Raw genomic sequence first — 23,953 nt, 5'->3', positions numbered from 1 at the left:
GTCAACCCGGTCTGATTCTTCATTACTTCATTTTGTGGATATCCAATGTCATCCAATAAAACTCTCGCCCTGGCCCTGTGCTTCGCTATCACCGGTTGCGCACAAACCCCACAAAATGACGCAGACGGCGGCAGCTGGTGGCCGTTCGGCTCATCCGACAAGGTTGCGACCAAAGAACCGGCCCCGGCCCCGCTGAAACCTGCTGCAACAGCACCCGTCGCCAAGGCTGAAAGTGCATCCCCTTGGTACTGGCCGTTCGGTTCCGATGACGCTGCCGACAAAGTGGCCAAACCGGACGTGAAACCGGAAGTTAAACCTGAAGCCAAGCCGGCCGTTGCAGCCAAGGCTGAAGCCGATGCGGGTGGCAATTGGTGGTGGCCGTTCGGCGGTAAGGAGCAGAGCACCGCCAAGGCCGTGCCGATGCCCGACCCGAAAGTCACCCAAGCCTGGCTCGACGACTACGAACCGCGCCTGCGTGATGCGATCAAGGACAGCAATCTGAAACTCGAGCGCCGTGAAAACGTGCTGGTCGTCACTGCACCGGTAGACGGCTCGTTCAACCCTGACCGTCCGGCCATGCTGCTGCCGGTGACACTCGGCCCGTTCACCCGTGTCGCGAAAATCCTCGAAGTCGATCCAAAGACTGCCGTGCTGGTACTCGGTCACAGTGATACGTCGGGCGCCGCTCCGGCCAACGTGAAGCTGAGCCAGGAGCGCGCCCAGGCGGTGGCAGCGATCTTCCGTCTCAGCGGTCTGCAGCGTGATCGCCTGATGCTGCGTGGCATGGGTGGTGAGGCTCCGCGCGCCGCCAACGACAGTTCTGAAGGTCGTGCCTTGAACCGTCGCGTCGAGCTGTTGGTGACGCCGGCAAACACCATGGTCGCGTTGCTGAGCAAGTACAACATGCCGGCTCCTGCACCAGTGAAAACCATGGTCGCTGGGCAAGACATCAAGCCAGTGGCCAAGCCTGTGACCCCGGCGCCTGCTGCGAAGAAAGCGGCTGTGCCGGCGACGAAAAAAGCACCGGCCAAGAAAGCGGCTGCCAAGGCTCCAGCCAAAAAAGCCGTGGTGAAAAAGACTGCGCCGGCCAAAGCCTCTGTCGACACCAAAAAAGTCGCTGCCGCCGATGACACAAAGAAGTGATTCGTTAACCAAAAGGAATGCGCCATGACCCGGCCCTTGGCAGATATGCGTCGCGACTACACCCGAGATGGCCTGACCGAGGCGCAAGCCCCGGCCGAGCCGTTCGCGCTGTTCCATCAGTGGTTTGCCGATGCGGTGAAAACCGAGCAAGTGCCGGTGGAGGCGAATGCCATGACGCTGGCCACCGTCGATCAGGACGGTCGGCCGCATTGCCGCATTCTGCTGCTCAAGGGCCTGGACGAGCAGGGCTTCACCTTCTTCACCAACTATGAAAGCGACAAGGGTCAGCAATTGGCAGCCAATCCATTTGCGGCCATGACGTTCTTCTGGCCAGCCCTGGAGCGCCAGGTGCGCATCGAAGGGCGCGTGGTGAAGGTCACGCCTGAAGAATCCGACGCCTACTATCAGGTTCGCCCTCTGGGCAGTCGTCTCGGAGCCTGGGCCTCGCCCCAGAGCCGGGTGATCGCCGATCGCGGTGAACTGGAAGCGTTGCTCAAGAACACCGAGCAACGTTTCAGCGACACCCAGCCTCACTGCCCCGAGCACTGGGGCGGCTATCGCTTGCTACCCGAGCGCATCGAATTCTGGCAGGGCCGTCCGAGCCGTCTGCATGATCGCCTCAACTACCGCTTGCAAGGCACCGATTGGGTTCGTGAACGCCTGGCACCGTAAACAGTCTACCGATCGGGATACCCTGCCGCAGCGGCCTCAAGCCACTGAGGCAGGTCCCGCCGCTTGATCTTTTGCATTTGAGCGTTCGCCAGTTGCTGGAGCATATAGGCTCTTTTCTGTTCGTCTTTACCCGCCAGTGACAACGCCAGATCGCGGTCCATCCAGCGTTTGATCCGCACGTATAACCACCAATGGAAGTACAAGCCGGCGACGGTCGTGGCGACAATGATGAAGTAATCCATGAAAATCCTTGGGTCAGTGGCGCAGATTTTGTAATTTGGCGCTACTGTGTGCTGAGTTCGAAGTGCCTGTACTTGGCCTGAATGAAACCAATTTTATCCGGGCGACGCCGTGACAGGCGTCAAGCTGCGGAGTTTAATGGATACCTGTCCTATGGAGTTTGATGCTATGCGTAAGTCTGTTCTGCTGGTTGCTTCCTTTTCCACGATGGCGATGTTGCTCACTGGCTGCCAATCGAGCCTGACCGGTGACTCCTACTCCCGTGACGAAGCGCGTCGTGTGCAGACGATTCGCATGGGTACCATCGAAGCCCTGCGCCCAGTGAAAATCGAAGGCACCAAAACCCCGATCGGCGGTGCCGCCGGTGCAGTCGTGGGTGGTGTCGGCGGTAGCGCCATTGGCGGCGGTCGCGGCAGCATCGTCGCAGCAGTCATCGGCGCTGTCGCCGGCGGCCTGATGGGCTCGGCTGCCGAAGAAGGCCTGACCCGTACGCAAGGTGTTGAAATCACCGTGCGCGAAGACGATGGCAGCATGCGCGCCTACGTGCAGGAAGTTCAGCCAAACGAAGTGTTCCGCGTGGGCGAGCGAGTGCGGATTGCCACGGTTGATGGCACCAGCCGCGTTGCGCACTAAGCGGAGCGAAGGGTAAAAGAAAACCCCGATCAGGTGAGCTGGTCGGGGTTTTTTGTGTCTGCTGCTTTCAGTTACGTCAGATTCAATATCGTTAGTCTTGGCAAAGTCCCATGTAGTACACCAAGTCGTCTCTGAAAGAGTCGTCAACCAGTTCCATAATTGTGCTGGCTTGAGTGGGGGATAATTTGTGCTCGCCCATGGGTACATCCCACAAGGTTGACCAGCCCATGACGTTAAGTACCGCCCCCTCTAAGGCCTGCGGCACATCCTTTTCGTATTGCAATGAATCGTTCGGGTTTGGCTCGTCGAAGAAACCGGTAACTGCGATAAATATCATCGTTGTGTTTATTATCCGTCTTTCAGAATTAGCGTTACCAATCCGCTCGCCCGCGGGTGTGTCTTGAGTACTCCTTCTAACTGCCGCACATGTGTAAGGTTGACAAGTCTTCACCCATTGCACGTAAGTTGGAAATAATGATCTGGGTCGCGGATAGGCTTTCCTATTAGATTTTCGATCGCCAACAGTTGTACTGGGGTCAGGTTATATCCTTCCCAACCCTGTTGCTCTGCAGTCCAACCCATGATGGTTTTCACTTGCTCATCGCAACCTTGTGGCAATTCAACAACAAAGGCCTGGAAATCCGTTTTTTTGTCAAAAGCTTCTACTAGAAATTTCAAGGTTCAATCCTCCTTTTCTGACCCTTTTTGTTTTTGGATTTAGATGTCCGCTCACCTGTGTTTGGATCGAACTCTCCAAGGTGCTTACCTCTAGCGTCATACATCTCGATAGCACCATGCATAGAGTCCCATTCCAGAATTAAGCCTTTTGCAGTTTTCCATCTTTTACGAAGCCCCCCACCACCTAAAACGGGAGTTTTACGACCCGCGACTCGAGCATCAGGATAGGCGGGAAGTAATTCAGGTGCCGGATAGTATTCGTGGTCTCCGGCGCGGGTACTCACCACAATATAAACCGGCAACACCCCCGAATCCGCCGGAAACACAAGAATGAAATCCTTGTACTCCGGCGGATACACCGGATTCACGATGATGCTGTCAGCCGCCTTCGTCGGTGGGTAAACCCAGATATGCGGCGCTTGCGGTGCTGCTTCCAGGGCGGGAATGCCGAGGATGTCGGAACCGTTCTCGGCCGGTGTCCAGATCAGCTCGATGCCGTCCCCAAGATCAGCCACCTGCTGACTGCCGCGCAAGGTGAATTGCGCGACATCGACCATCTCCCAGTCACGGTTTTTACCGGTGTAGAAACCGTATCCCTTGAGACTGCCGTCAGCCTGTTGCTCGACTCTGAGGCGTACGCGAGTGCGGGCCTGTTTAAGGGCGCGCAGTTGGTCTTCGGTGTAGAGCGAGCTGTCGCCAAGGCTTGACGGTATGACCAGGGCCACCAGGCCTGCCAAGGTAGCCGCAGCGGTGCTGGCGGCGACGGCGGGCAGTGCGGTGAACGCTGAGCCGGCTAGCGCGAAGCTGCCGAAACCCGCCGGAATCGCAGTGCCACTGATTTTCTTGAGTGGGATACCGCCGCTTTCATCGGCCTCGCGAGCACCGAGCAGAACCAGTTCGCCGTAGTCTTTCAGACTGTCAGTCGGAACAACGCCGGAGGGATTCGTGTAGTCGATGATTGCATCGGGCAGTTTGCAGGACTTAGCGAATACGCAGCCCGCGCGGACAACATTGTCCTTTTTCGCAGCGACTTGAAGGCTGTCTTCGAAGGCCTGCTGCCTCGCCAGCATGGCGTCGTAGGCATTTTGCCTGGCATCGCGCTCGGCCAGTTCGGTGGCCGTCATGAAGCGGTGGGTGACGTGATGCCCGTCGCCTGACGGTGGGTTTTTCACCCGGGGAATGTCCTTGTTGCCAGCCACTGATTGTCCTTTCGCTCGTCCATCGGCAACCCCTGAAAGAGGGGCTGCACGACGTTAACGAACGTGGCTAATCGTGGCTGTAGGACGAATCCTGAATGTCGCTAAGAGTGTTCTCTATCGCTCAGGAAGGCAGTGGGGCGCTCTTGCGACTCGCTGCTGCCGTCACCGCATAACCGAGCAATGCCGCCAGTATCGAGCCGGTCAGAATCCCCATTCGATCCATCCCGGCGTATTCACTGGTACCGGGCACGAAGGCCAGGGAGCCGACAAACAGGCTCATGGTGAAACCGATGCCGCAGAGGATCGCCACACCCAGCACCTGGCCCCAGTTGGCGCCTTGGGGCAGGGCGGCGATGCCGATTTTTACCGCCAGCCAGGTCAGGCCGAACACGCCGACGGTCTTGCCCAACAGCAGGCCGACGGCGATGCCCATCGGCACGTCGTGGGTGAAGCTTTCGGCGGTCACGCCGCTCAGTGACAGGCCGGCGTTGGCGAAGGCAAACAGCGGCAGGATGCCGTAGGCCACCCACGGATGCAGGGCATGTTCCAGGGTCAGCAGCGGCGAAGGCTCGGCGTTTTTCGTACGCAGTGGAATGCAGAAGGCCAGGGTCACACCGGCCAGCGTGGCATGCACGCCGCTCTTGAGCACGCAGACCCAGAGGATCAGCCCGATGATCATGTACGGCCCGAGCTTGACCACGCCGAGTCGATTCATCCCGATCAAGGCCGCGATGCAGGCTGCGGCCAATGCCAGGGACAAGGTCGACAGTGCGCCGGAATAGAAGATCGCAATGATGATGATCGCGCCCAGGTCGTCGATGATCGCCAGGGTCATGAGGAACAGTTTCAGCGACACCGGCACGCGTTTGCCCAACAGGGCCAGTACGCCGAGGGCGAAGGCGATGTCGGTGGCGGTCGGAATGGCCCAGCCACTCAGGGCGGACGGATTGTCGCGGTTGAGGAACCAGTAGATCAGCGCCGGCACCACCATGCCACCAATCGCCGCCGCGCCGGGCAGGACGATCTGCGATGGTTTCGACAGTTGGCCGTCGAGGACTTCGCGTTTCACTTCCAGACCGATCAGCAGGAAGAACAGGGCCATCAGGCCGTCGTTGATCCACAACAGTAGCGGCTTGGCGATTTTCAGCGCGCCGATCTGGGCCACCACGGGGGTGTCCAGCAGCCCGCTATAGAGCCACGACAGTGATGAATTGTTGATGATCAGGGCGAGAGCGGCCGCGGCGATCAATAACAGACCGCTGGCAGCTTCCAACTGAAAGAAACGCGTGAACGTGCTACGCAGAGGCAAGGTCGCTCTCCATCGATGAATTCAAAAGGTGGCACACCCTAACTCGTACCGTTAGTTGTTAAAACAAAAGTTATATTCTTTTTTGTTATATGCCGTTACAACGTGGGCGGTCAGCAAAGGCCTGAGCCTAGCAGTTGCCGGACGTATTGGACCTCAGCTGTATCTGTGCATGATGTAGGTTCTTTCCTAAGCTTGTGGGCTGAGCCTTGCGACAAGGCCGACTCTTTGCCTGATTCAACGAGAAAACCATCATGAGCGACAACCGACAGTGGGCCCGCGAAGCCATCCGGATCATCGAAGCCGACTTCCAGCGCAGCGCCGATACTCACCTGATTCCCTTGCCGCTGCCGGGGTTGCCGGGCATCGAGTTGTACTTCAAGGATGAGTCGAGCCATCCCACCGGTAGCCTGAAACATCGGTTGGCGCGCTCGTTGTTTCTCTACGCCCTGTGTAACGGCTGGCTCAAACCGGGTGCGCCGGTGATCGAAGCCTCCAGCGGTTCGACGGCGATTTCCGAGGCGTACTTCGCCCGGATGCTGGGGTTGCCGTTCATTGCAGTGATGCCCGCAAGCACGTCCAAGGAAAAGATCGCGCAGATCGCTTTCTACGGTGGCAAGAGCCATCTGGTGGACGATCCGACGCAGATCTACGCCGAGTCCGAACGCCTGGCTCGCGAACACGACGGGCACTTCATCGACCAGTTCACCTACGCCGAGCGCGCCACCGACTGGCGGGCGAACAACAACATCGCCGAATCGATCTTCCAGCAGATGCGCTTCGAGCAGCACCCGGAACCGAGCTGGCTGATTTCCAGCCCCGGCACCGGCGGCACCACCGCGACGCTCGGCCGTTACGTGCGCTATCGCCAGCACTGCACCCGCGTGTTGTGCGCCGATGCCGAGCGTTCGGTGTTCTTCGATTATTACCAGACCGGCGACGCCAGCCTGCGCCTGGATTGCGGGTCACGGATTGAAGGCATTGGTCGGCCACGGGTGGAAGCGTCGTTCCTGCCCAAGGTGATCGATGCGATGGTCAAGGTGCCGGACGCCTTGTCGCTGGCGGCCATGCACTATCTGGCGCAGCGTTTGGGTCGGCATGTAGGCGGATCAAGCGGCACCAACCTGATTGGCGCTCTGATGGCTGCGCAACAGATGAAGGCGGCGGGGGAGTCGGGGTCGATCGTGGCGATTCTGTGCGATGGCGGCGAGCGCTATGCCACCACCTATTACGATCAGGCCTGGCTCAAGGCCCAGGGGTATGAGTTGAGTGGTTTGATGGATGCCGTGGCGGCGAGTGTCGAGCGCGGTGAGCCGTTGCCGGCCAGCGTGTTGCGCGCCAATATCTGACACCAAACACCGCCCCCTGTAGGAGCGAGGCTTGCCCGCGAAGAACGATAATGCGGTCTTTCAGAAAGACCGCGTCAACTTCTTCGCGGGCAAGCCTCGCTCCTACAGGGGCGTGTGATCGTTCCTTAGGCCTCGAGGCCAAGGATGTCTCGGGCCACCGCTTCGGCAATCCGAATCCCGTCGACACCCGCCGACAGAATCCCGCCCGCATAACCCGCGCCTTCACCGGCCGGGAACAAGCCCTTCACGTTCAGGCTTTGCATCGACTCGTTACGGGTAATGCGCAGCGGCGATGAGGTGCGCGTCTCGATCCCGGTCAACACGGCGTCGTGCAGCGAGTAGCCACGAATCTGCTTCTCGAACGCCGGCAAGGCTTCGCGAATCGCTTCGATGGCGAACGCCGGCAAAGCCAGGGCCAAATCACCCAAGGCAACGCCCGGCTTGTAGGACGGCTCGACGCTGCCCAACTCGGTCGATGGCTTGCCTGCAATGAAGTCACCGACCAATTGCGCCGGCGCTTCGTAATTGCTGCCGCCCAACACAAAGGCGTGGGATTCCAGGCGTTCCTGCAACTCGATGCCGGCCAGCGGGCCACCTGGATAATCGACTTCCGGGGTGATCCCGACGACGATCCCGGAGTTGGCGTTGCGCTCGTTACGCGAGTACTGGCTCATGCCGTTGGTGACCACGCGGTTCGGCTCGGAGGTCGCCGCCACTACGGTGCCACCCGGGCACATGCAGAAGCTGTAGACCGAACGACCGTTGCTGGCGTGGTGCACCAGTTTGTAGTCGGCAGCGCCGAGTTTCGGGTGCCCGGCGTATTTGCCCAGGCGTGCGCGGTCGATCAGCGATTGCGGGTGCTCGATGCGGAAACCCACCGAAAACGGCTTGGCCTCCATGTACACGCCGCGGCCGTGGAGCATGCGGAAGGTGTCCCGGGCGCTGTGGCCGAGGGCCAGAATCACGTGTTTCGAATGGATCTGCTCGCCGCCATTGAGCTCGACGCCGACCAGTTGGCCATCTTCGATCAATACATCGGTGACGCGCTGCTGGAAGCGCACTTCGCCGCCCATGGCGCGAATCTGCTCACGCATGTTTTCCACTACACCGGTCAGACGGAACGTACCGATGTGCGGTTTGCTGACGTAGAGGATTTCTTCCGGCGCGCCGGCCTTGACGAACTCGTGCAAGACTTTGCGACCGATGAATTTCGGGTCCTTGATCTGGCTGTAGAGCTTGCCATCGGAGAACGTACCCGCGCCGCCTTCACCGAACTGCACGTTGGATTCGGGGTTGAGCACGCTTTTACGCCACAGGCCCCAGGTGTCCTTGGTGCGCTGACGCACTTCGGTGCCACGTTCGAGGATGATCGGCTTGAAGCCCATCTGCGCCAGCAGCAGCCCGGCGAAGATCCCGCAGGGGCCGAACCCGACCACGATCGGGCGCTGGCTCAGGTCGGCAGGCGCCTGGCCGACCACTTTGTAGCTGACATCCGGCGCCACGTTGACGTTACGGTCATCGGCGAATGTGTGCAGCACCGCCGCCTCATCGCGAACGTTGAGGTCGATGGTGTAGATGAAGCACAGTTCGGAGGACTTTTTGCGCGCATCGTAGCTGCGCTTGAACAAGGTGAAATCGAGCAGGTCATCACTGGCGATGCCCAGGCGCTGCACGATGGCAGGGCGCAGGTCTTCTTCGGGATGGTCGATCGGCAACTTGAGTTCGGTGATTCGTAACATGACGGGATCCGGTTCGCGGGGCGCACAACTGCGCCAAGGCGTTTGAAGCCCGCGATTATAAGCCTCAAAGGATGATTCCCGTGAGGCAAAAACGATCAGTCGTCGCGCGATCCGCCAAAATACCCACAGCCGCGTTGCACCTGGCCGTCGATGCGTAGCTCGGCGCTCATGTGCTGCACGCTGCCGGTGCTGCTGTCGACGCAGCGTTGCGGCGCGACCCAGAGCTCGATGCGCTGGTTATTGGCTTCGGTGCTGAGGTTGAAGCGGCCATCGCCCAGTTGCTCTTCAACGTACGGCAGGGCCAGGGGCGGCTGGCCGGCGCGGTCGATGACCATGCCTTTGCCGCTGACTTTGACGTTCCATTCAGGGGCATGACCGGCGGCGCGCAGGATCAGCTGCTTGAAATTGGGATCGTCACACGCCGTGCCCGAGCGTTCGACGCGGTACAACTGCTCCAGATCCAACTGGCCGCTGGTGGTGATCCGGCCGCGCACGTCAGCAAACAGCTTGCCCTGATCATCGGCCAGGGTGGCGGCCTCTTGCAGGACGCTGGTGCCGCCGCTGTCGTTGACCACCAAACTGCGCTGCTCATTGCACGGCTGGAACAGCAACTTGCCGTCGGCCGCCGTCAACTGGCCCTGCAGGCGGGTCTGGCCCACATGGGAAGCGCTTTCCCGTGGGCCATCGAGCAACTGGCAGGCGGCGAACAGCGGAAGCAGGGCAACAAGCACCAAGGAACGGGCAACACGCATCTTTGAGTCTCCTGACAAGTGTCGCCACGTTACTTACCCTGACCGTTCATCACAACCCTACAATGTCCTCGCGTTCCCAAAATCAAGATCAAAAGATCGCAGCCTGCGGCAGTTCCTGCACGCGGTGCTTTTGTAGGAGCTGGCAAAGCCTGCGATCTTTTGATTCTGGCGGTTTAGCCGACGCGATAGGTCTGGCCGGTCTGTAAGCCTTCCACGCTTTTGGCGTAGGCCAGCGCCACTTCGGCGGCGGGAACCGGTTTGAAACCACGGAAGTACGGGGCGTAGCTACCCATGGCTTCGACCAGCACGTTGGGGCTGACCGAGTTGATGCGCAGGCCGCGCGGCAGTTCGATCGCCGCTGCACGGACGAAACTGTCCAGGGCGCCGTTGACCAGCGAGGCCGAGCTGCCGGTACGAATCGGATCGTGGCTGAGGATGCCGGTGGTGAAGGTGAATGACGCACCGTCATTGGCGAATTCCCGGCCGATCAGCAGCAGGTTGACCTGACCCATCAGCTTATCCCGCAAGCCGAGCTCGAAGTCTTGTTCGGTCATGGTGGCCAGCGGCACGAAGTTGACGCTGCCGGCGGCGCAGATCAGCGCGTCGAAGTTGCCAGTCTGTTGGAACAATTTGCGGATCGAGGCGCTATCACTGATGTCGACCTGAAACTCACCGCTTTTACGGCCGATACGGATGATTTCGTGGCGTTGGGACAGTTCATGGTCAATGGCCGAGCCGACGGTGCCAGAGGCGCCAATCAAAAGAATTTTCATCGCGATGTACCTGAGTGGGTTGGATTGAATTTAAGTTTAGAGTGGTTTTTTCCATAGATAAGCGGGCTAATAGGCAACCTTTGGTTTTCAAATGGAAACAATCTATGAGCGAAATGGACGATCTGGCGGCGTTCGCGGTGTTGATCGAGGCGGGCAGTTTCACCCTGGCCGCTCAGCAATTGGGGTGCAGCAAGGGGCAACTTTCCAAGCGCATCAGCCTGCTGGAAACGCGGTTTTCCGTGGTGTTGCTGCAACGCACCACGCGCCGCTTGAGCCTGACGGCGGCGGGCGCGGCGTTGTTGCCGCAAGCCCAGGCGCTGGTGATTCAAGTCGAGCGAGCGCGTCAGGCCCTGGCGCGGTTGAAAGACGACATGGCCGGCCCGGTGCGGATGACGGTTCCGGTTTCACTGGGGGAAACCTTCTTTGACGGCGCATTGCTGGAGTTTTCCCGGCAGTACCCCGAGGTGCAGATCGAACTGGAGCTCAACAATAACTACCGTGACCTGTCCCGGGACGGTTTCGACCTGGCGATCCGCTCGGAAGTGGCCAACGACGAACGCCTGGTCGCCCGTCCGCTGCTGGCCTGGCACGAGATGACTTGCGCGAGCCCTGCGTACCTTGAGCGATTCGGTGAGCCACTGACGCCTCAAGCCCTGGCCGAACACCGCTGCCTGCTCAACAGCCATTACAGCGGTCGCGAAGAATGGCTCTATCACCAACAGCACGAGTTGTTGCGGGTGCGAGTGTCGGGGCCGTTCGCCAGCAACCACTACAACCTCTTGAAGAAAGCCGCGTTGGCGGATGCGGGGATTGCGCGTTTGCCGTCGTACTTGCTGCAAGAGGAATTGGCTGACGGGCGTTTGCGCTGGCTCCTGCGCGATTATCAGACCCGCAGCATGCCGATGTACCTGGTGCATCCGTATCAGGGTGGTTTACCGAAACGTACCCAAGTGCTGGCGGATTATTTGATCGGTTGGTTCAAGCGCAGTGGCGAGGCGTTGGATCGGCTTCAACGGTAACGTCTCACCACCCAACCCCTGTGGGAGCGAGCCTGCTCGCGATGACGGTGTGACATTCGGCATTGATGGTGGCTGACACTGCGCTATCGCGAGCAGGCTCGCTCCCACAGGGGGTCTTCATCGTCTGGAGTTTTGAGGTCCGGCATACCGCTTGGCGATCAGGTGATCAATCGACAACTTGCCCGGCCCGGTCGCCATCAAGTACAGCAACACCGCAGCCCAGGTGCCGTGGGTCGGATAGGCATCGGGGTACACGAACAGCTGAATAGTCAGCGTCATGCCCAACAGCGCCAGGGCCGAAAACCGTGTGGCGAAGCCGATCAGGATCAGCACCGGAAAAAAATGCTCGGCGAAGGCTGCCAGGTGCGCCGCCAGTTCCGGGGAGAGCAATGGCAAGTGATATTCGCTCTCGAACAACGGGATGGTTGAGTCCGCCAGCCTTGGTACGCCGAGTTGAAACGTGCCGTCGATCAAGTCGATGGCCAGGCCTTCCACCTTGGTTTGCCCGGACTTCCAGAACACCGCGGCAATGGAAAAACGCGCGATAAAGGCGATCAGGCTGAGGGGGATTTTTTCCAGCCACTTGATGGCGCGGGCGATGGGGTTCTGATGGCGATTCATGGCGATACCTTGTGGTGTAAATGGGTAATGACGTTGTGGCTGATCAGCAGCGCCAGGGTTTGGCTGAGGTCGAAGGCGGGCGCTGTCTCTAACGCTTGGGTCAGGGATTGGCCGTTTCGCAGGTTCTGAATGAACGTGCTGGCGCCGTGGTCGATGGCGAAAACCTCAACCTCCAGACCATTGCGCAGCACCAGCGCGTTTTGCCCATGGCCGAGGTCGATCCCGGCCAGCGTCGCGTCCTGTTGATGCGCGGCCCAGATAGCAACCACGGCAAAGGCTGAAGTCAGCAGATTCAGGGAGGGATGAAATCCGACCGTCAGCTTGCTCAGCGCCTGCGGGTCCGACAGCGCGGTGGCGATTTGTTCATGGCGCAAGGTCTGCGCGTCGGCGGCGTGATAGGCCTGAACGCGCAACCGCTCCAACCGCGCCGTGTCGGCCAGATAAGGCACGCTGGCTGCCGGTTCAAAGTTGTCGATGAACTCGGCGAAGTTCTTGCCGTAATCGTTGATGAGTGGGCCTTGGGGCGGGCAATGCTGCACATACAGCCCCGCCATCGCCCGAAAGAACTCATCGCCCACCAATTGCGAAACCACTGGGTAACTGTCGGCCAAGGCGTTGATCAGCGAGCTCTGCACATTGTTGCGATACACCGCGAAACGGCTGGCGGGATCGGCGCCATTGGCACTGAACAAACCGTCGGGGCAGGGCTGTTGCGGATCGAGCAGGGCGGCGGCAAACGCAGCTTGAGTGCTCATGATCGGCCCCCCGCGCAATGCAGCCACTCATCGGCCTGACGGGCTTCGGCGTGCAGCACGCTGAAGGTCGGTAACTGGTTGTCGCGCTCGATCAACGTGGCGATCGGGCCAACTCGCTCCAGCACCTGCCTGTACAGTGCCCACACCGCGTTATCGATGGGCGCACCGTGATCGTCGATCAGCAGACGGTCGCCGAGGCTGTCGGTATCTTCGGCAAACCCGGCCAGATGAATCTCTCCCACCGCCTGCAGCGGTAGCGCATCGATGTAAGCCAGCGGATCTCTTTGGTGATTGATGCAGGAGACGTAGGCGTTGTTGACGTCCAGCAGCAGGCCGCAGCCGGTGCGGCGAATGACTTCGCGGATGAAATCCGCTTCATCGATTGTCGAGCGCTGGAATGCCAGATACGTCGCCGGGTTCTCCAGCAGCATCGGGCGTTTGAGGACGCTCTGCACCTGATCGATGTGCTCGCAGACGCGGTTCAGCGTGCGCGCATCGTAGGCCAGGGGCAGCAGGTCGTTGAGAAATACCGGGCCATGGCTGGACCAGGCCAGGTGTTCGGAAAAGGATTGGGGTTGATAGCGTTCGATCAGTGCGGCAAGCCTTTGCAGGTGCTGAAGATCCAGCGGACCTTCGGCACCGATGGACAGGCCAACGCCGTGCAGCGACAGCGGATACTGCTCGCGAATCAACCCCAGAAAATGATGAAACGGGCCGCCGGCCACCATGTAGTTTTCGGCGTGGACTTCGAAGAAACCGATGTCCGGTTGTGCACCGAGCACTTCACGAAAGTGCTCGGTCTTGAGCCCCAGCCCGGAGCGGGGCGGGAGCCCGCACGATAAATGGTTCATGGTCGACACTCAGGCTGGGGGCTGATTACGACTTGGCTTTGTAGGCTTCCATCTGGCCGAAACCGGTTGGCGAGGTCTGGCTCATTGTGGTGGCGCAGGTGCCTTTAGGCACCAGTTTGAAGGCGTTTGGTTGGTAGTCGGTTTTTGCCGTGCCGGCGCAAGTGGTGCCAGCGCCTGCAGCGCAATCGTTGTGGCCCTTCATGGCCACGCCGAAGCATTTTTCCATGTTGGCGTCAGCGGCATGGGCAGTGGAGACAGCGGCAATGCTCAGGGCAGAACCGAGGGCCAGAACCAGGGCGGTGGCGGACAGGGTGCGGGTGGTAGCAGTCATGATGTTTCTCCGAAATTGAGCTTGGGTTGGCAAGCGTTTGTGCTTGCTTACGGCTCTAGAGAAACGACAGGGCGATGCGTTACACACCACCCCAAAACTTTTTCAGAAATTCTCAAAACACCATAAATCCGGATGCCGATAAGGTCGTCAGGCAATGCTGATTTTATTGACGCTGGTGATCTGCCCGTTCCAGATCATCTCGTAGTGGGCTGTTTGAGTGACTGATGAGAGGGGGCTGGGGGTCATCAGTGCCCAGCAGTAGTTCCCATGCATACGCACGGAGTTGTACCGCAGACCAGGGACCCCAGCATCCTTGATGGCCTTTCCCAAGCGATGGGAGTGCGTGTAATCGACGGGATCGTAGATAGGATCGTCCATCGGAATGGATACGGCATCCCTCATGGCCTCGTCTACGAAAATGCAGGATAACCCCCGGAAAACAAACCTCTCGTAATTGAGGCTCTGGACTTTCGACCAATACTGATTCTGATGATGTTGCACCTCAGCCAGTGCGGTTTCCATCGAGTCAGCCAAGTACAACACGCCAAAACTGCCATCGCTGAAACGCGAACCCGCTGGGTTGATGTGGGTGAAAGGAGCTGTTGCGTAAGAGCACCCGGGGATGCCAAAGGGAATCTGCGAACGCGGTATCAGCTCAAGCCGGCCGACTTCATTTTGCAGCCTCGGATTGGTGAGGGCCTGGATCTGATACAGCACATCAAATTCGTCCGCGTTTGCCACGTCGTCAAACAGCGCAATGGGCGGAAATTTTGAATTGATCAATCGGTAGGCCTGCAACTGCTCACCGGCCAATACAGTCAGCTGGCTCACCGTTACCATTGTGCGCCTCGCAACACGTCGATCCGCCGAAACGTCTCGTACAGGGAAATCATATCCCCCTGGGACATGATTTCGAGTGGGCTACGCCCGTTGAAGAACTCGTTTTCGTTCGCCATCGCCGCAAAACCATAGACGTTCTCAGGGTTATCAAAGACAAGACGCAGGGTGGCATGGATGTTGAGAATAAAACTGATGCGCTGCATCTGGTCTGAATCCAGGCTTACGGACCAATCGGGATCGCGCTGCTTTGCCCGGGAGTACGTACTGCGGGAAATGCGCAAGATACGACAGGCCTGATCGCTCGACGCTTGCCACTTTTCGAGTATGCCTACAGCCGCTCGCAAACCAGTCACGCACTGGTCTTTGCTGAAGGCTTGTGCCTGGGAGGTTGCTGTCATGGCGATCACTTTGGCTTGGTCTGTAGATACAAATATATGAAAAATGTCTCTGTAGGGCAAGTTTGTATTGTGAATACGCAACTCCTACGAGGGCGAACCGGTTACGTCAGGCATTAGGATGTGTAGCTTGCAGGAAGTAACGCTGACACTGATTAAACACGTTCTCCCAAACACCCCAATAACCCTGTGGGAGCGAGCTTGCTCGCGATTGCGGTAAGTCAGTCAATATCTCGGTTGAATGTGAAATTGCCATCGCGAGCAGGCTCGCTCCCACAGGGGATCTTCATTGTTGTGGGGTTTGTGGCAGGCATAAAAAAACGGCCTGCGAAGGCCGTTTTTTTGTTTACCGCAATCGCTTAACCACCGAGGTACGCTTCGCGCACTTTTGGGTCGGTCAACAGCGCTTCACCGGTGCCAGTCATCACCACACGGCCGTTTTCCAGCACGTAGGCACGGTCAGCAATTTTCAACGCCTGGTTGGCGTTTTGCTCCACCAGGAACACCGTCACACCGTCCTTGCGCAGTTGTTCGATGATGTCGAAGATCTGCTGGATGATGATCGGTGCCAGGCCCAGCGATGGCTCGTCGAGCAGCAACAGCTTGGGCTTGCTCATCAGCGCACGGCCGATGGCGAGCATTTGCTGTTCGCCGCCAGACATGGTGCCGCCGCGTTGGGCGAAGCGTTCTTTCAGGCGTGGGAAAAGTCCGAGGACCTTGTCCATCTGTTCCTGATAGTCGCCCTTGTCGGTGAAGAATCCGCCCATGGCGAGGTTTTCTTCCACGGTCAGACGGGCGAACACCCGACGACCTTCCGGGACCACGGCGATGCTTTTACGCATGATGTGCGACGAGTCCTGGCCGACGAGCTCTTCACCCATGTAGCGGATGCTGCCGCTGTGGGCCTGCGGCGAACCGCAGAGGGTCATCAGCAGGGTCGACTTGCCGGCACCGTTGGCGCCGATCAGGGTCACGATCTCGCCTTGGCGAACCTCGACGTTGACGCTGTGCAGCGCCTGGATCTTGCCGTAGAAGGTGGAAACGTTTTCGAACTGCAGCATTTACGCTTCCCCCAGATAGGCTTTGATCACTTCAGGATTGTCGCGGATCTGTTCCGGCGTACCGTCGGCCAGAGGCGTGCCCTGGTTGATCACGAAGATGTGGTCGGAAATGCTCATGACCAGTTTCATGTCGTGTTCGATCAGCAGTACGGTCACATCATGCTCTTCACGCAGGATGCCGATCAGTGCCTTGAGGTCTTCGGTTTCCCGCGGGTTGAGGCCGGCAGCCGGTTCGTCGAGCATGAGGATCCGCGGGCGGGTCATCATGCAGCGAGCGATTTCCAGGCGACGTTGCTGACCGTAGGCCAGGGTGCCGGCCGGACGGTTGGCGAACTCCTTGAGGTTGACCTTTTCCAGCCAGTACTCGGCGTATTCCATGGCCTCGCGTTCGCTTCTGCGGAACGCGGGGGTCTTGAACAGACCGGCCAGGAAATTGGTGTTCAGGTGACGGTGTTGCGCGATCAAGAGGTTCTCGACCGCTGTCATTTCCTTGAACAGCCGCACGTTCTGGAAGGTGCGCACCACGCCTTTGAGGGCAATCTTGTGGCCCGGCAACCCTTGGATCTGCTCGCCGTCCAGCACGATGCTGCCAGCGGTTGGCTGGTAGAAACCGGTCAGGCAGTTGAACACGGTAGTCTTGCCGGCGCCGTTGGGGCCGATCATCGATACCACTTGTTTCTCTTTGACGGTCAAGGCCACGCTGTTGACCGCCAGCAGGCCGCCGAAGCGCATGCTCAGGTCAGTGACTTTCAGGATCTCACGGCTCATTTGCGCAGCTCCATGTGGGGGCGTTGCATCGGCAGCAGACCTTGTGGACGCCAGATCATCATCAGCACCATCAAGGCGCCGAACATCAACATGCGGTATTCACTGAACTCACGCATCATTTCCGGCAACAGGATCATCACCGTGGCGGCGAGTACGACGCCCAGTTGCGAGCCCATGCCGCCCAGCACCACGATGGCGAGGATGGTCGCCGATTCGATGAAGGTGAAGGACTCCGGTGTCACCAGGCCTTGGCGCGCGGCGAAGAAGCTACCGGCGAAACCGGCGAAGCAGGCACCGAGGGTGAAGGCCGACAGCTTGATGACCGTAGGATTGAGACCCAGTGCACGGCAGGCAATTTCGTCTTCACGCAGCGCTTCCCAGGCACGGCCCAGAGGCATGCGCAGCAAGCGGTTGATGACGAACAGCGCGAACAACGACAACAACACCGCGATCAGGTAAAGGAAGATCACCTTGTTGATCGAGTTGTATTCCAGGCCGAAGAACTCGTGGAAGGTCTGCAGACCTTCTGCGGCAGTTTTATCAAAGCTCAGCCCGAAAAGCGTGGGCTTGGGAATGTTGCTGATGCCGTTCGGACCACCCGTGAGGTCGGTCAGGTTACGCAGGAACAGACGGATGATTTCACCGAAGCCCAGGGTCACGATTGCCAGGTAGTCACCGCGCAAACGCAGTACCGGGAAACCGAGCAGGAAGCCAAACGTGGCCGCCATCATCCCGGCGATCGGCAGGCAGATCCAGAAGCTCAGGCCATAGTAGTGCGACAGCAGCGCGTAGCTGTAGGCGCCCACGGCGTAGAAGCCGACATAACCGAGATCGAGCAGGCCAGCCAGGCCAACCACGATGTTCAGGCCCAGGCCGAGCATCACGTAGATCAGCACCAGGGTGGCGATGTCCACCGCCCCGCGGGAGCCGAAGAACGGCCAGACCAGCGCGCCGATGATCAACGCGATGATAATCCAGCGTTGAGTCGTCGGCAGGGTCAGGAAGTTAGTGGCCTTGGCCGGCATCACCGGCAGGTTGGGCGAGGCTTTCCAGGCCGAGCTGATCTGCTGGTCGAACAGCACCCGCAGGAACATCAGCACCGAGCACACGGCGATGGTGATCAGCGTTGCAGTGCTGGTGCCATGGACTTCGAGGTTGATGCCGACAATGGTCAGTTTCAGACCGAGTACCGGGTAGGCAACAGCCCACACCAGCAAGGCGCTGAACAACGCCTGTTTAAGATTCCTAGTCATACTTTCTCAACCTCCGGACGGCCCAACAGGCCGGTTGGCCGGAACAACAACACCAGGACCAATAGACCGAACGCCACGACGTCCTTGTACTGGTCGCCGAAAATATCGGCACCAAAGGCTTCCGCCACCCCAAGCACCAGCCCGCCGAGCATCGCGCCGGGGATGCTGCCGATACCGCCCAATACTGCTGCGGTGAAGGCCTTGAGGCCGACCAGGAAACCGGCGTTCGGGTTGATCACGCCGTATTGCATGCTCAGCAGCACGGCCGCGATGGCCGCCAGTGCCGCACCGATGACGAAGGTCAGGGCGATGATGTTGTTGGTGTTGATACCCAAGAGGTTGGCCATCTTGATGTCTTCGGCACAGGCGCGGCAGGCGCGACCCAGGCGAGAGCGGGAGATGAACAGCGTCAGGCCGAGCATGGCGACGAGGGTCACCACGAACACCACGATTTGCATGTAGGAAATCAGCACTTCATGTGCGCCACCCGGCCCGATGGCGAAGTTGCCAGGGATCAGGTTGGAGATGGATTTGTCCTTGGAGTCTTGCGCCAGCAGAACCGTGTTCTGCAGGAAGATCGACATGCCGATGGCAGAGATCAGCGGGATCAGACGGTTGCTGCCGCGCAGGGGGCGGTAGGCGATCCGTTCGATGCTGTAACCGTAGGCACTGGTAACGACGATGGTCGCGATGAAAGCGGCGGTCATCAATAGCGGGACACTCTCGAGTCCCAGCATGGCCAGCCCGGCGATGGCGATGAACGCCACGTAAGAGCCGATCATGTACACCTCGCCGTGGGCGAAGTTGATCATTCCAATGATGCCGTAAACCATCGTATAGCCGATGGCGATCAGGGCATACGTGCTGCCAATGGTCAGACCATTAACCAGCTGTTGGAAGAAGTGATAGATGTCAGGCATTACAGCGCTCCTAAAAACCTGATACGCATTTCACTGGTGGAGTCATTTTCCCGCTCGAGCCCCGTGGATCTGCATCCACTTCGAATTCGAGGTTTGCCAGCGAACCGCTGATGACGGTTTTGAGATTTTCAGGTGGGGAGACTGGCGGATCACGCCAGCGCGGCCCAATACGTTCGTAAAACAAAGCCCACGGCACGCCGTGGGCTTTATTGGCAGTCAGTCAGACCAAGGCCTTACTGAGGCGAAACTTCAGTTTTAGGCTTGCCGAAATGCCACTCGTAAACCACGAATTTGAAGTCCTTCAGGTCGCCCTTTTCGTCGAAAGACAGGTCGCCGGTCGGGGTTTTGAACGTGCCCTTGTGGATAGCTTCAGCCACTTTTGCGGTGTCTTCGCTCTTCGCGGCCTTGATGCCTTCGGCGATGACTTGCACAGCCGAGTAGGCCGGGAACACGAACGGACCGCTCGGGTCTTCTTTCTTGGCTTTGAACGCGTCAGCCAGGGCGATGTTGGCCGGATCCTGGTCGAAGGATTTCGGCAGGGTCACCAGCAGGCCTTCGGAAGCTTCCTTGGCGATCTGCGAAATGGAGTCGTTACCCACGCCTTCCGGACCCATGAACTTGGCTTTCAGGCCTTTTTCCTGGGATTGACGCAGGAGCAGACCCAGCTCCGGGTGGTAGCCGCCGTAGTAGACGAAGTCGACGTTGGCTTGCTTGAGCTTGGAGACCATCGAAGAGAAGTCTTTGTCGCCGGCGTTGATGCCTTCGAAAACGGCAACCTTGACGCCTTTGCCTTCCAGCGTCTTCTTCACGGCGCTGGCGATGCCTTCACCGTATTGCTGTTTGTCGTGCAGAACAGCAACGATTTTCGGTTTGACGTGATCGGCAATGTAGTTACCGGCGGCAGGGCCCTGGGCGCTGTCCAGACCGATGGTGCGGAAGATCATCTTGTAGCCGCGAGTGGTGATGTCCGGGCTGGTGGCAGCCGGGGTGATCATGATCACGCCTTCGTCTTCGTAGATGTCGGACGCCGGTTGAGTGGAGCTGGAGCACAGGTGACCCACCACGAACTTGACGCCGTCGTTGACGACTTTGTTCGCAACAGCAACCGCTTGTTTTGGATCGCAGGCATCGTCGTATTCAACAGCGACGAGCTTCTTGCCGTCGACGCCGCCCTTGGCGTTGATTTGTTCGATGGCCATTTTGGAGCCACTGAACTGCATGTCGCCGTATTGGGCTACAGGGCCGGTTTTAGGGCCGGCGATGCCGATCTTGATGGTGTCAGCGGCGAACGAATGGCTGGCAACCCCGGCCAGAACCATAGCGGCAAACAGTTTTGAAATCTGCTTAGTAGCCTTAGTCATAGTGCTCCACTCTTACTGTTGTAGTTTTTATAGTCCTGGCGCCGTAGCAGCAGAACCGGGTCAGATATCGTTGATATCCTCCGGAAAATGCCCCCGGCAACTGTACCGGTACAGTGTAGAGCGCCGATTGTTAGCCTGGGAAGCTGGCGCCAGGGGGCAAAACCTGAGGGTGTCGCTTTATTGAAAGAAAAAGACAGAATCGCGGCGGGATGTTAGCTGGCTAATACTTGGATTCAGCAGCATTCCCTGGCTTTCCTGCATTTCTCGATCGGTAACGCAATTGCATCCGGGTTTTTCTGGCGCAATACCGACGTTATCATTCACGTCGATTTTCATTGCGGACAGAAACCCATGACTCAAGAACCTAGCACCCTCTATGCCAAGCTGCTTGGTGAGACCGCATCTATTACCTGGAAAGAGTTGGAGCCGTTCTTTGCCAGGGGTGCCCTATTGTGGGTCGATCCAGGCCTGGATTTGATCGCTGCGGCAGAAGCGGTGGCAACCGATGAAGGCGAGAAAGTCGCTGCCTGGCTGGCCGCTGACAAGGTCGCCAAGCTGTCTGAAACGCGGGCGCTGGATCTTTTCGAGCGCGATCCCGAGCTGTGGGCCGTGGTGGTTTCGCCGTGGATCCTGATCCAGGAAAGGGCGACGAGCTGAGTGTGCGCACTTAATTGGTGCGCAGCTTTGCCGGTCAAAAGTGTGTAGCCGAGTAGCGTGATGGCATGTTGCCGTAGAGAAAGGCCACAGAAGGGTCTTGGCGAGGGTGACGTAAACGTAACGGGAACAGTTTATTGAGCAGCCGATTGGCTGCTTAATTGTTTCTGGATGTTGGGGTTTGGGGTGAAGCTGATGCCGCCTTCGCGAGCAGGCTCGCTCCCACAATGTGATCGCATTCCTCCTGAAAGAATGCGGTCCCCTGTGGGAGCGAGCCTGCTCGCGATTGGGCGCGCCGCTGATTAAGCGGTCTTGCCCGTATGGTTATTCAGCGAAATAACCTTGGTCTTGCCAATCCGGTGACGATAAATCTCGCGCAGATACTTGATCGCCTTCTTCACGCAATCCCGGGACAAACGGATGTCATTGATCGAGACAAACTTGTCCTTGTCGTTGATCAGTTCACGGTACTTCTTCTCGTACATCGGTTTGATCGCGTACCAGTTGGTATCGAGGATTTTCGCCGGGTTTTCAAATTCGTTGAGCAGTTCGTCGATCCGGTCTTCGTCGAAGTCTTCATTGATGATGAAGTCCAGGATCGAGTTGTCCAGCGTCTCGTCGAAGCGGTACGGGTTTTTCGCAAAGCAGCGCTTGATGAACGCCACGATCAGGGTCAGGAAGTCGTCCGACAGGCACGGGCTCTTGGCGATCAGGGTGGTCAGCGACAGGTTGGCCGAGGCGCCGATCACCAGTGCATAACGCTTGAGCGTGGTGTTGGGGAACAGGCTGTTGAGGTGGGTCTTCAACCGGTTCAGGTCCATGTAGGACAGCTTGTAGTCTTTGGGTAGCGAAACAATCGATACCACCGACGAGCAATTCTTGAAGAAGTGCAGGTCGTGCAACGCGGCCGCGTCGTACCCCGAATTCTTGTACTGCTCAAGCGAGGCGCGATAGCGCTTGGATTCGATCGGCAACAAGCTGATGCCTTCGATCGCCTGGGTCACTTTGTTGAAGTGCGGCAAGTCGATCGAGCGGAAGAACAGGTCGTCGATGTTCAGGCGCTGCGGCTCTTTCTCGAACACCTTGAACTTGTCGCTGCTCGGCGGCGGAGTTTCCGGCACCACGGACTCGGCGTAGGCAATCGCCACCGGGCCGGCCAGGCTCATGAACAGGTCGTTGGCGTCCAGGCGAATGGTTTCGCCAATGTCGATGCCGGCGCGACGGAAATAGTTCTGGTCGTAGTCGGTGGTCACCGCCTGCGCTGTCAGAATGTTGAAGATCTGCTGTGAGATGTATTGGTTGGCGTGCTTTTCCATGGCATTGACATCAATGTTCTGGATGTTGCCGTCATCGCTTTCTTCGGCGTAACGCATGATGTCGTTGGAGATCAGCATCATCGCGTTCCATGGGCGGATACGGCCCATGACGCTGGCTTCGCTGCTGTCTTCGTTGGCGAAGTTGTAGGAGAAGTCCCACTCTTCCGACAGGTATTTGCACAGCAGGCGACCGGCGTTGATGTGCAGCGCCTCGGACATTTCGCTGCGGTGATCGGAAATGTTCGGCAGTACGCAAATACCGCTGGTGAAGATCGGCTCGAAGACGAAGGAATGACCGCTCTTGCTGTCGTGCTCGTCCATCGGCTTGGTGTCGAACGTCTTGTTCATGTACGAGTGTTGCTGGGCCAGGCCGAACTCCGAGGCCATGCCCGAACCGGTACCGCCGCCGGCACTGAAGATCGAGAAATACAGGCGCGACTGGTTGGCCTTGATCCCGCAGCTGTCGATCAGGTACGAGTGAATCATCTTCCAGTCAGGGCTGGAGAAGCGCTGGGTGTCCTTGTTCAGGATGATCTTGGCCAAGTACTGGCCGAGGATTGGCGCGTTACCGGCGCCACCGGCGTGGACTTCCGACAAGTCCATGATTTTCATTTTGCTGTAGTCGCGCAAAAAGCCGCTTTTTTCGCCCTTGCGCGAGAAGCGGATGCGACCGGCGATGTCCTTGTCCAAATCGCCGAGCATCACCAGCGGCTCGACCAGAAACACCGGTTTGCTGGCCTTGTTCGGCCCCAGGCGCAGGTTGTTGCGAATCCACTGCGCCGGGCTGTAGCCTTTTTCGGCGTAGCGTTTATCCGGCGACAGACGGTCTTCGTTGTTGAATTCGTTGAGGTAGAACTTGCGGGCGTTGTACACCAGCTCCGCCACGTCCAGCGCGATGTTCGAACCGCAGCGGCCCAGGCCGATCAGGCACACCGACGGGAATTCCTGATCGCTGTGCTGTTCGTTGTCGCCTTCCAGGTGCGGTGGGCGCGGGAACACCAGGTCGCGCAGGCCATCGAGGTTGTCGAGGATGCGGTCGGTATTGGTTTCGGTGAAGTACAGGTATTGCTGAGTCGCCAGCGGGCGCGATGGGGTCAATGGCTTCGACGATGAGGGGCTGTTCGCCGCGGGGCTCAGGGTCAGGTCGGATACCGCGGTGGCCGGGTTATTTTTAGAAGTCATTGTGCGCCATATACCTGGACTGGTTGGCTCGGCGACAAGTGTCATCGAGTCATCACGGAATGAGATCTCGCGTCTTTTTGCAGCGCGAATATGACCCAAGCGTCAGAGCCTTGGCCTGAGCATCGCTCGGGGGAATCCTTTC

27 protein-coding genes are annotated in these 23,953 nt (G+C 58.7%); 6 read left to right on the top strand and 21 right to left on the bottom strand.

What is annotated here, in order from left to right:
* The first annotated feature begins 45 nt into the window (after window positions 1-45).
* Both AB7M22_RS20320 and pdxH read left to right on the top strand, forming a co-directional pair.
* Window positions 46-1,143, top strand: coding sequence for an OmpA family protein (locus AB7M22_RS20320; RefSeq protein WP_454187597.1), 1,098 nt, complete (start codon window positions 46-48; stop codon window positions 1,141-1,143).
* A gap of 24 nt (window positions 1,144-1,167) precedes the next feature.
* The gene (pdxH, locus tag AB7M22_RS20315) at window positions 1,168-1,815 is read left to right on the top strand and encodes a pyridoxamine 5'-phosphate oxidase (RefSeq protein ID WP_008005815.1); all 648 of its coding nucleotides are present in this window, start codon (window positions 1,168-1,170) and stop codon (window positions 1,813-1,815) included.
* A 5-nt stretch (window positions 1,816-1,820) separates the two neighbouring features.
* Here pdxH and AB7M22_RS20310 read toward each other — a convergent pair whose 3' ends face one another.
* On the bottom strand, window positions 1,821-2,057 hold the full coding sequence (locus AB7M22_RS20310; RefSeq protein ID WP_454187596.1) for a hypothetical protein: 237 nt from the start codon (window positions 2,055-2,057) through the stop codon (window positions 1,821-1,823).
* Window positions 2,058-2,223: 166 nt separating this feature from the next.
* Here AB7M22_RS20310 and AB7M22_RS20305 point away from each other — a divergent pair, with 166 nt between their 5' ends.
* Window positions 2,224-2,688 (top strand): glycine zipper 2TM domain-containing protein, encoded by a 465-nt coding sequence (locus tag AB7M22_RS20305; protein WP_454187595.1) that lies wholly within the window; start codon window positions 2,224-2,226, stop codon window positions 2,686-2,688.
* A gap of 91 nt (window positions 2,689-2,779) precedes the next feature.
* Here the strand turns inward: AB7M22_RS20305 and AB7M22_RS20300 are convergent, their stop codons facing one another.
* The 4 genes from AB7M22_RS20300 to nhaA form a co-directional block, all read right to left on the bottom strand.
* The gene (locus AB7M22_RS20300) at window positions 2,780-3,025 is read right to left on the bottom strand and encodes a pyocin S6 family toxin immunity protein (RefSeq protein ID WP_454187594.1); all 246 of its coding nucleotides are present in this window, start codon (window positions 3,023-3,025) and stop codon (window positions 2,780-2,782) included.
* 110 nt (window positions 3,026-3,135) lie between these two features.
* A complete protein-coding gene (locus AB7M22_RS20295; protein ID WP_454187593.1) occupies window positions 3,136-3,366 on the bottom strand; it encodes a DUF7683 domain-containing protein in 231 nt (76 codons plus the stop codon).
* Window positions 3,363-4,565 carry a colicin E3/pyocin S6 family cytotoxin gene (locus tag AB7M22_RS20290; protein ID WP_454187592.1) on the bottom strand — a complete coding sequence of 401 codons (1,203 nt, stop codon included), beginning with the start codon at window positions 4,563-4,565 and terminating at the stop codon, window positions 3,363-3,365. Before AB7M22_RS20290 ends, AB7M22_RS20295 begins: the two co-directional genes overlap by 4 nt.
* A gap of 121 nt (window positions 4,566-4,686) precedes the next feature.
* Window positions 4,687-5,874: a Na+/H+ antiporter NhaA gene (gene nhaA, locus AB7M22_RS20285; protein ID WP_454187591.1), complete on the bottom strand. Its 1,188-nt coding sequence runs from the start codon at window positions 5,872-5,874 to the stop codon at window positions 4,687-4,689.
* Between the two features lie 248 nt (window positions 5,875-6,122).
* Between nhaA and AB7M22_RS20280 the strand changes: the two genes are divergently transcribed.
* On the top strand, window positions 6,123-7,220 hold the full coding sequence (locus tag AB7M22_RS20280) for a PLP-dependent cysteine synthase family protein (protein ID WP_198537238.1): 1,098 nt from the start codon (window positions 6,123-6,125) through the stop codon (window positions 7,218-7,220).
* Between the two features lie 125 nt (window positions 7,221-7,345).
* On the opposite strand, the gene AB7M22_RS20275 is transcribed toward AB7M22_RS20280, so the two are convergent.
* The 3 genes from AB7M22_RS20275 to AB7M22_RS20265 form a co-directional block, all read right to left on the bottom strand.
* Window positions 7,346-8,959: an NAD(P)/FAD-dependent oxidoreductase gene (locus AB7M22_RS20275; protein WP_007906685.1), complete on the bottom strand. Its 1,614-nt coding sequence runs from the start codon at window positions 8,957-8,959 to the stop codon at window positions 7,346-7,348.
* Window positions 8,960-9,054: 95 nt separating this feature from the next.
* Window positions 9,055-9,711: a COG3650 family protein gene (locus tag AB7M22_RS20270; protein ID WP_454187590.1), complete on the bottom strand. Its 657-nt coding sequence runs from the start codon at window positions 9,709-9,711 to the stop codon at window positions 9,055-9,057.
* A gap of 173 nt (window positions 9,712-9,884) precedes the next feature.
* Window positions 9,885-10,484, bottom strand: a complete 600-nt coding sequence (locus tag AB7M22_RS20265; protein ID WP_007906681.1) for a short chain dehydrogenase — start codon at window positions 10,482-10,484, stop codon at window positions 9,885-9,887.
* 104 nt (window positions 10,485-10,588) lie between these two features.
* Between AB7M22_RS20265 and AB7M22_RS20260 the strand changes: the two genes are divergently transcribed.
* Complete coding sequence (locus AB7M22_RS20260; RefSeq protein WP_454187589.1) at window positions 10,589-11,503, top strand: LysR family transcriptional regulator; 915 nt, start codon at window positions 10,589-10,591, stop codon at window positions 11,501-11,503.
* A gap of 117 nt (window positions 11,504-11,620) precedes the next feature.
* On the opposite strand, the gene AB7M22_RS20255 is transcribed toward AB7M22_RS20260, so the two are convergent.
* The 12 genes from AB7M22_RS20255 to AB7M22_RS20200 form a co-directional block, all read right to left on the bottom strand.
* The gene (locus AB7M22_RS20255) at window positions 11,621-12,124 is read right to left on the bottom strand and encodes a DoxX family protein (RefSeq protein ID WP_454187588.1); all 504 of its coding nucleotides are present in this window, start codon (window positions 12,122-12,124) and stop codon (window positions 11,621-11,623) included.
* Window positions 12,121-12,879: an HvfC/BufC N-terminal domain-containing protein gene (locus AB7M22_RS20250; protein WP_454187587.1), complete on the bottom strand. Its 759-nt coding sequence runs from the start codon at window positions 12,877-12,879 to the stop codon at window positions 12,121-12,123. Before AB7M22_RS20250 ends, AB7M22_RS20255 begins: the two co-directional genes overlap by 4 nt.
* Window positions 12,876-13,730 (bottom strand): MNIO family bufferin maturase, encoded by an 855-nt coding sequence (gene bufB / locus AB7M22_RS20245; protein WP_454187586.1) that lies wholly within the window; start codon window positions 13,728-13,730, stop codon window positions 12,876-12,878. The genes AB7M22_RS20250 and bufB overlap by 4 nt, the downstream gene beginning before the upstream one ends.
* Before the next feature lie 25 nt (window positions 13,731-13,755).
* Window positions 13,756-14,061 carry a BufA1 family periplasmic bufferin-type metallophore gene (locus AB7M22_RS20240; RefSeq protein ID WP_454187585.1) on the bottom strand — a complete coding sequence of 102 codons (306 nt, stop codon included), beginning with the start codon at window positions 14,059-14,061 and terminating at the stop codon, window positions 13,756-13,758.
* Window positions 14,062-14,208: 147 nt separating this feature from the next.
* Entirely contained in the window at window positions 14,209-14,901 is a 693-nt protein-coding gene (locus tag AB7M22_RS20235; RefSeq protein WP_454187584.1) for an RES family NAD+ phosphorylase, read from the bottom strand.
* Window positions 14,895-15,299 carry an antitoxin Xre-like helix-turn-helix domain-containing protein gene (locus AB7M22_RS20230; RefSeq protein ID WP_454187583.1) on the bottom strand — a complete coding sequence of 135 codons (405 nt, stop codon included), beginning with the start codon at window positions 15,297-15,299 and terminating at the stop codon, window positions 14,895-14,897. Before AB7M22_RS20230 ends, AB7M22_RS20235 begins: the two co-directional genes overlap by 7 nt.
* 356 nt (window positions 15,300-15,655) lie before the next feature.
* Window positions 15,656-16,357: an ABC transporter ATP-binding protein gene (locus tag AB7M22_RS20225; protein ID WP_007906649.1), complete on the bottom strand. Its 702-nt coding sequence runs from the start codon at window positions 16,355-16,357 to the stop codon at window positions 15,656-15,658.
* Window positions 16,358-17,125 (bottom strand): high-affinity branched-chain amino acid ABC transporter ATP-binding protein LivG, encoded by a 768-nt coding sequence (livG, locus tag AB7M22_RS20220; RefSeq protein WP_008005847.1) that lies wholly within the window; start codon window positions 17,123-17,125, stop codon window positions 16,358-16,360.
* Window positions 17,122-18,378, bottom strand: coding sequence for a high-affinity branched-chain amino acid ABC transporter permease LivM (locus AB7M22_RS20215; protein ID WP_454187582.1), 1,257 nt, complete (start codon window positions 18,376-18,378; stop codon window positions 17,122-17,124). The genes livG and AB7M22_RS20215 overlap by 4 nt, the downstream gene beginning before the upstream one ends.
* Entirely contained in the window at window positions 18,375-19,298 is a 924-nt protein-coding gene (gene livH, locus AB7M22_RS20210; RefSeq protein ID WP_008005854.1) for a high-affinity branched-chain amino acid ABC transporter permease LivH, read from the bottom strand. Before livH ends, AB7M22_RS20215 begins: the two co-directional genes overlap by 4 nt.
* A gap of 233 nt (window positions 19,299-19,531) precedes the next feature.
* A complete protein-coding gene (locus AB7M22_RS20205; RefSeq protein ID WP_008005856.1) occupies window positions 19,532-20,659 on the bottom strand; it encodes a branched-chain amino acid ABC transporter substrate-binding protein in 1,128 nt (375 codons plus the stop codon).
* A gap of 177 nt (window positions 20,660-20,836) precedes the next feature.
* Window positions 20,837-20,983 (bottom strand): hypothetical protein, encoded by a 147-nt coding sequence (locus AB7M22_RS20200; RefSeq protein ID WP_157173008.1) that lies wholly within the window; start codon window positions 20,981-20,983, stop codon window positions 20,837-20,839.
* A gap of 27 nt (window positions 20,984-21,010) precedes the next feature.
* Between AB7M22_RS20200 and AB7M22_RS20195 the strand changes: the two genes are divergently transcribed.
* Entirely contained in the window at window positions 21,011-21,316 is a 306-nt protein-coding gene (locus AB7M22_RS20195; protein WP_007906642.1) for a DUF2288 domain-containing protein, read from the top strand.
* A gap of 299 nt (window positions 21,317-21,615) precedes the next feature.
* On the opposite strand, the gene AB7M22_RS20190 is transcribed toward AB7M22_RS20195, so the two are convergent.
* On the bottom strand, window positions 21,616-23,811 hold the full coding sequence (locus AB7M22_RS20190) for a hypothetical protein (protein ID WP_007906640.1): 2,196 nt from the start codon (window positions 23,809-23,811) through the stop codon (window positions 21,616-21,618).
* Between the last annotated feature and the right edge of the window lie 142 nt (window positions 23,812-23,953).

The organism is Pseudomonas sp. ADAK2 TE3594 (genome assembly GCF_053628675.1).
The sequence above is the reverse complement of the archived record's forward strand: the minus strand, read 5'-3'. Positions and strand labels throughout refer to the sequence as shown.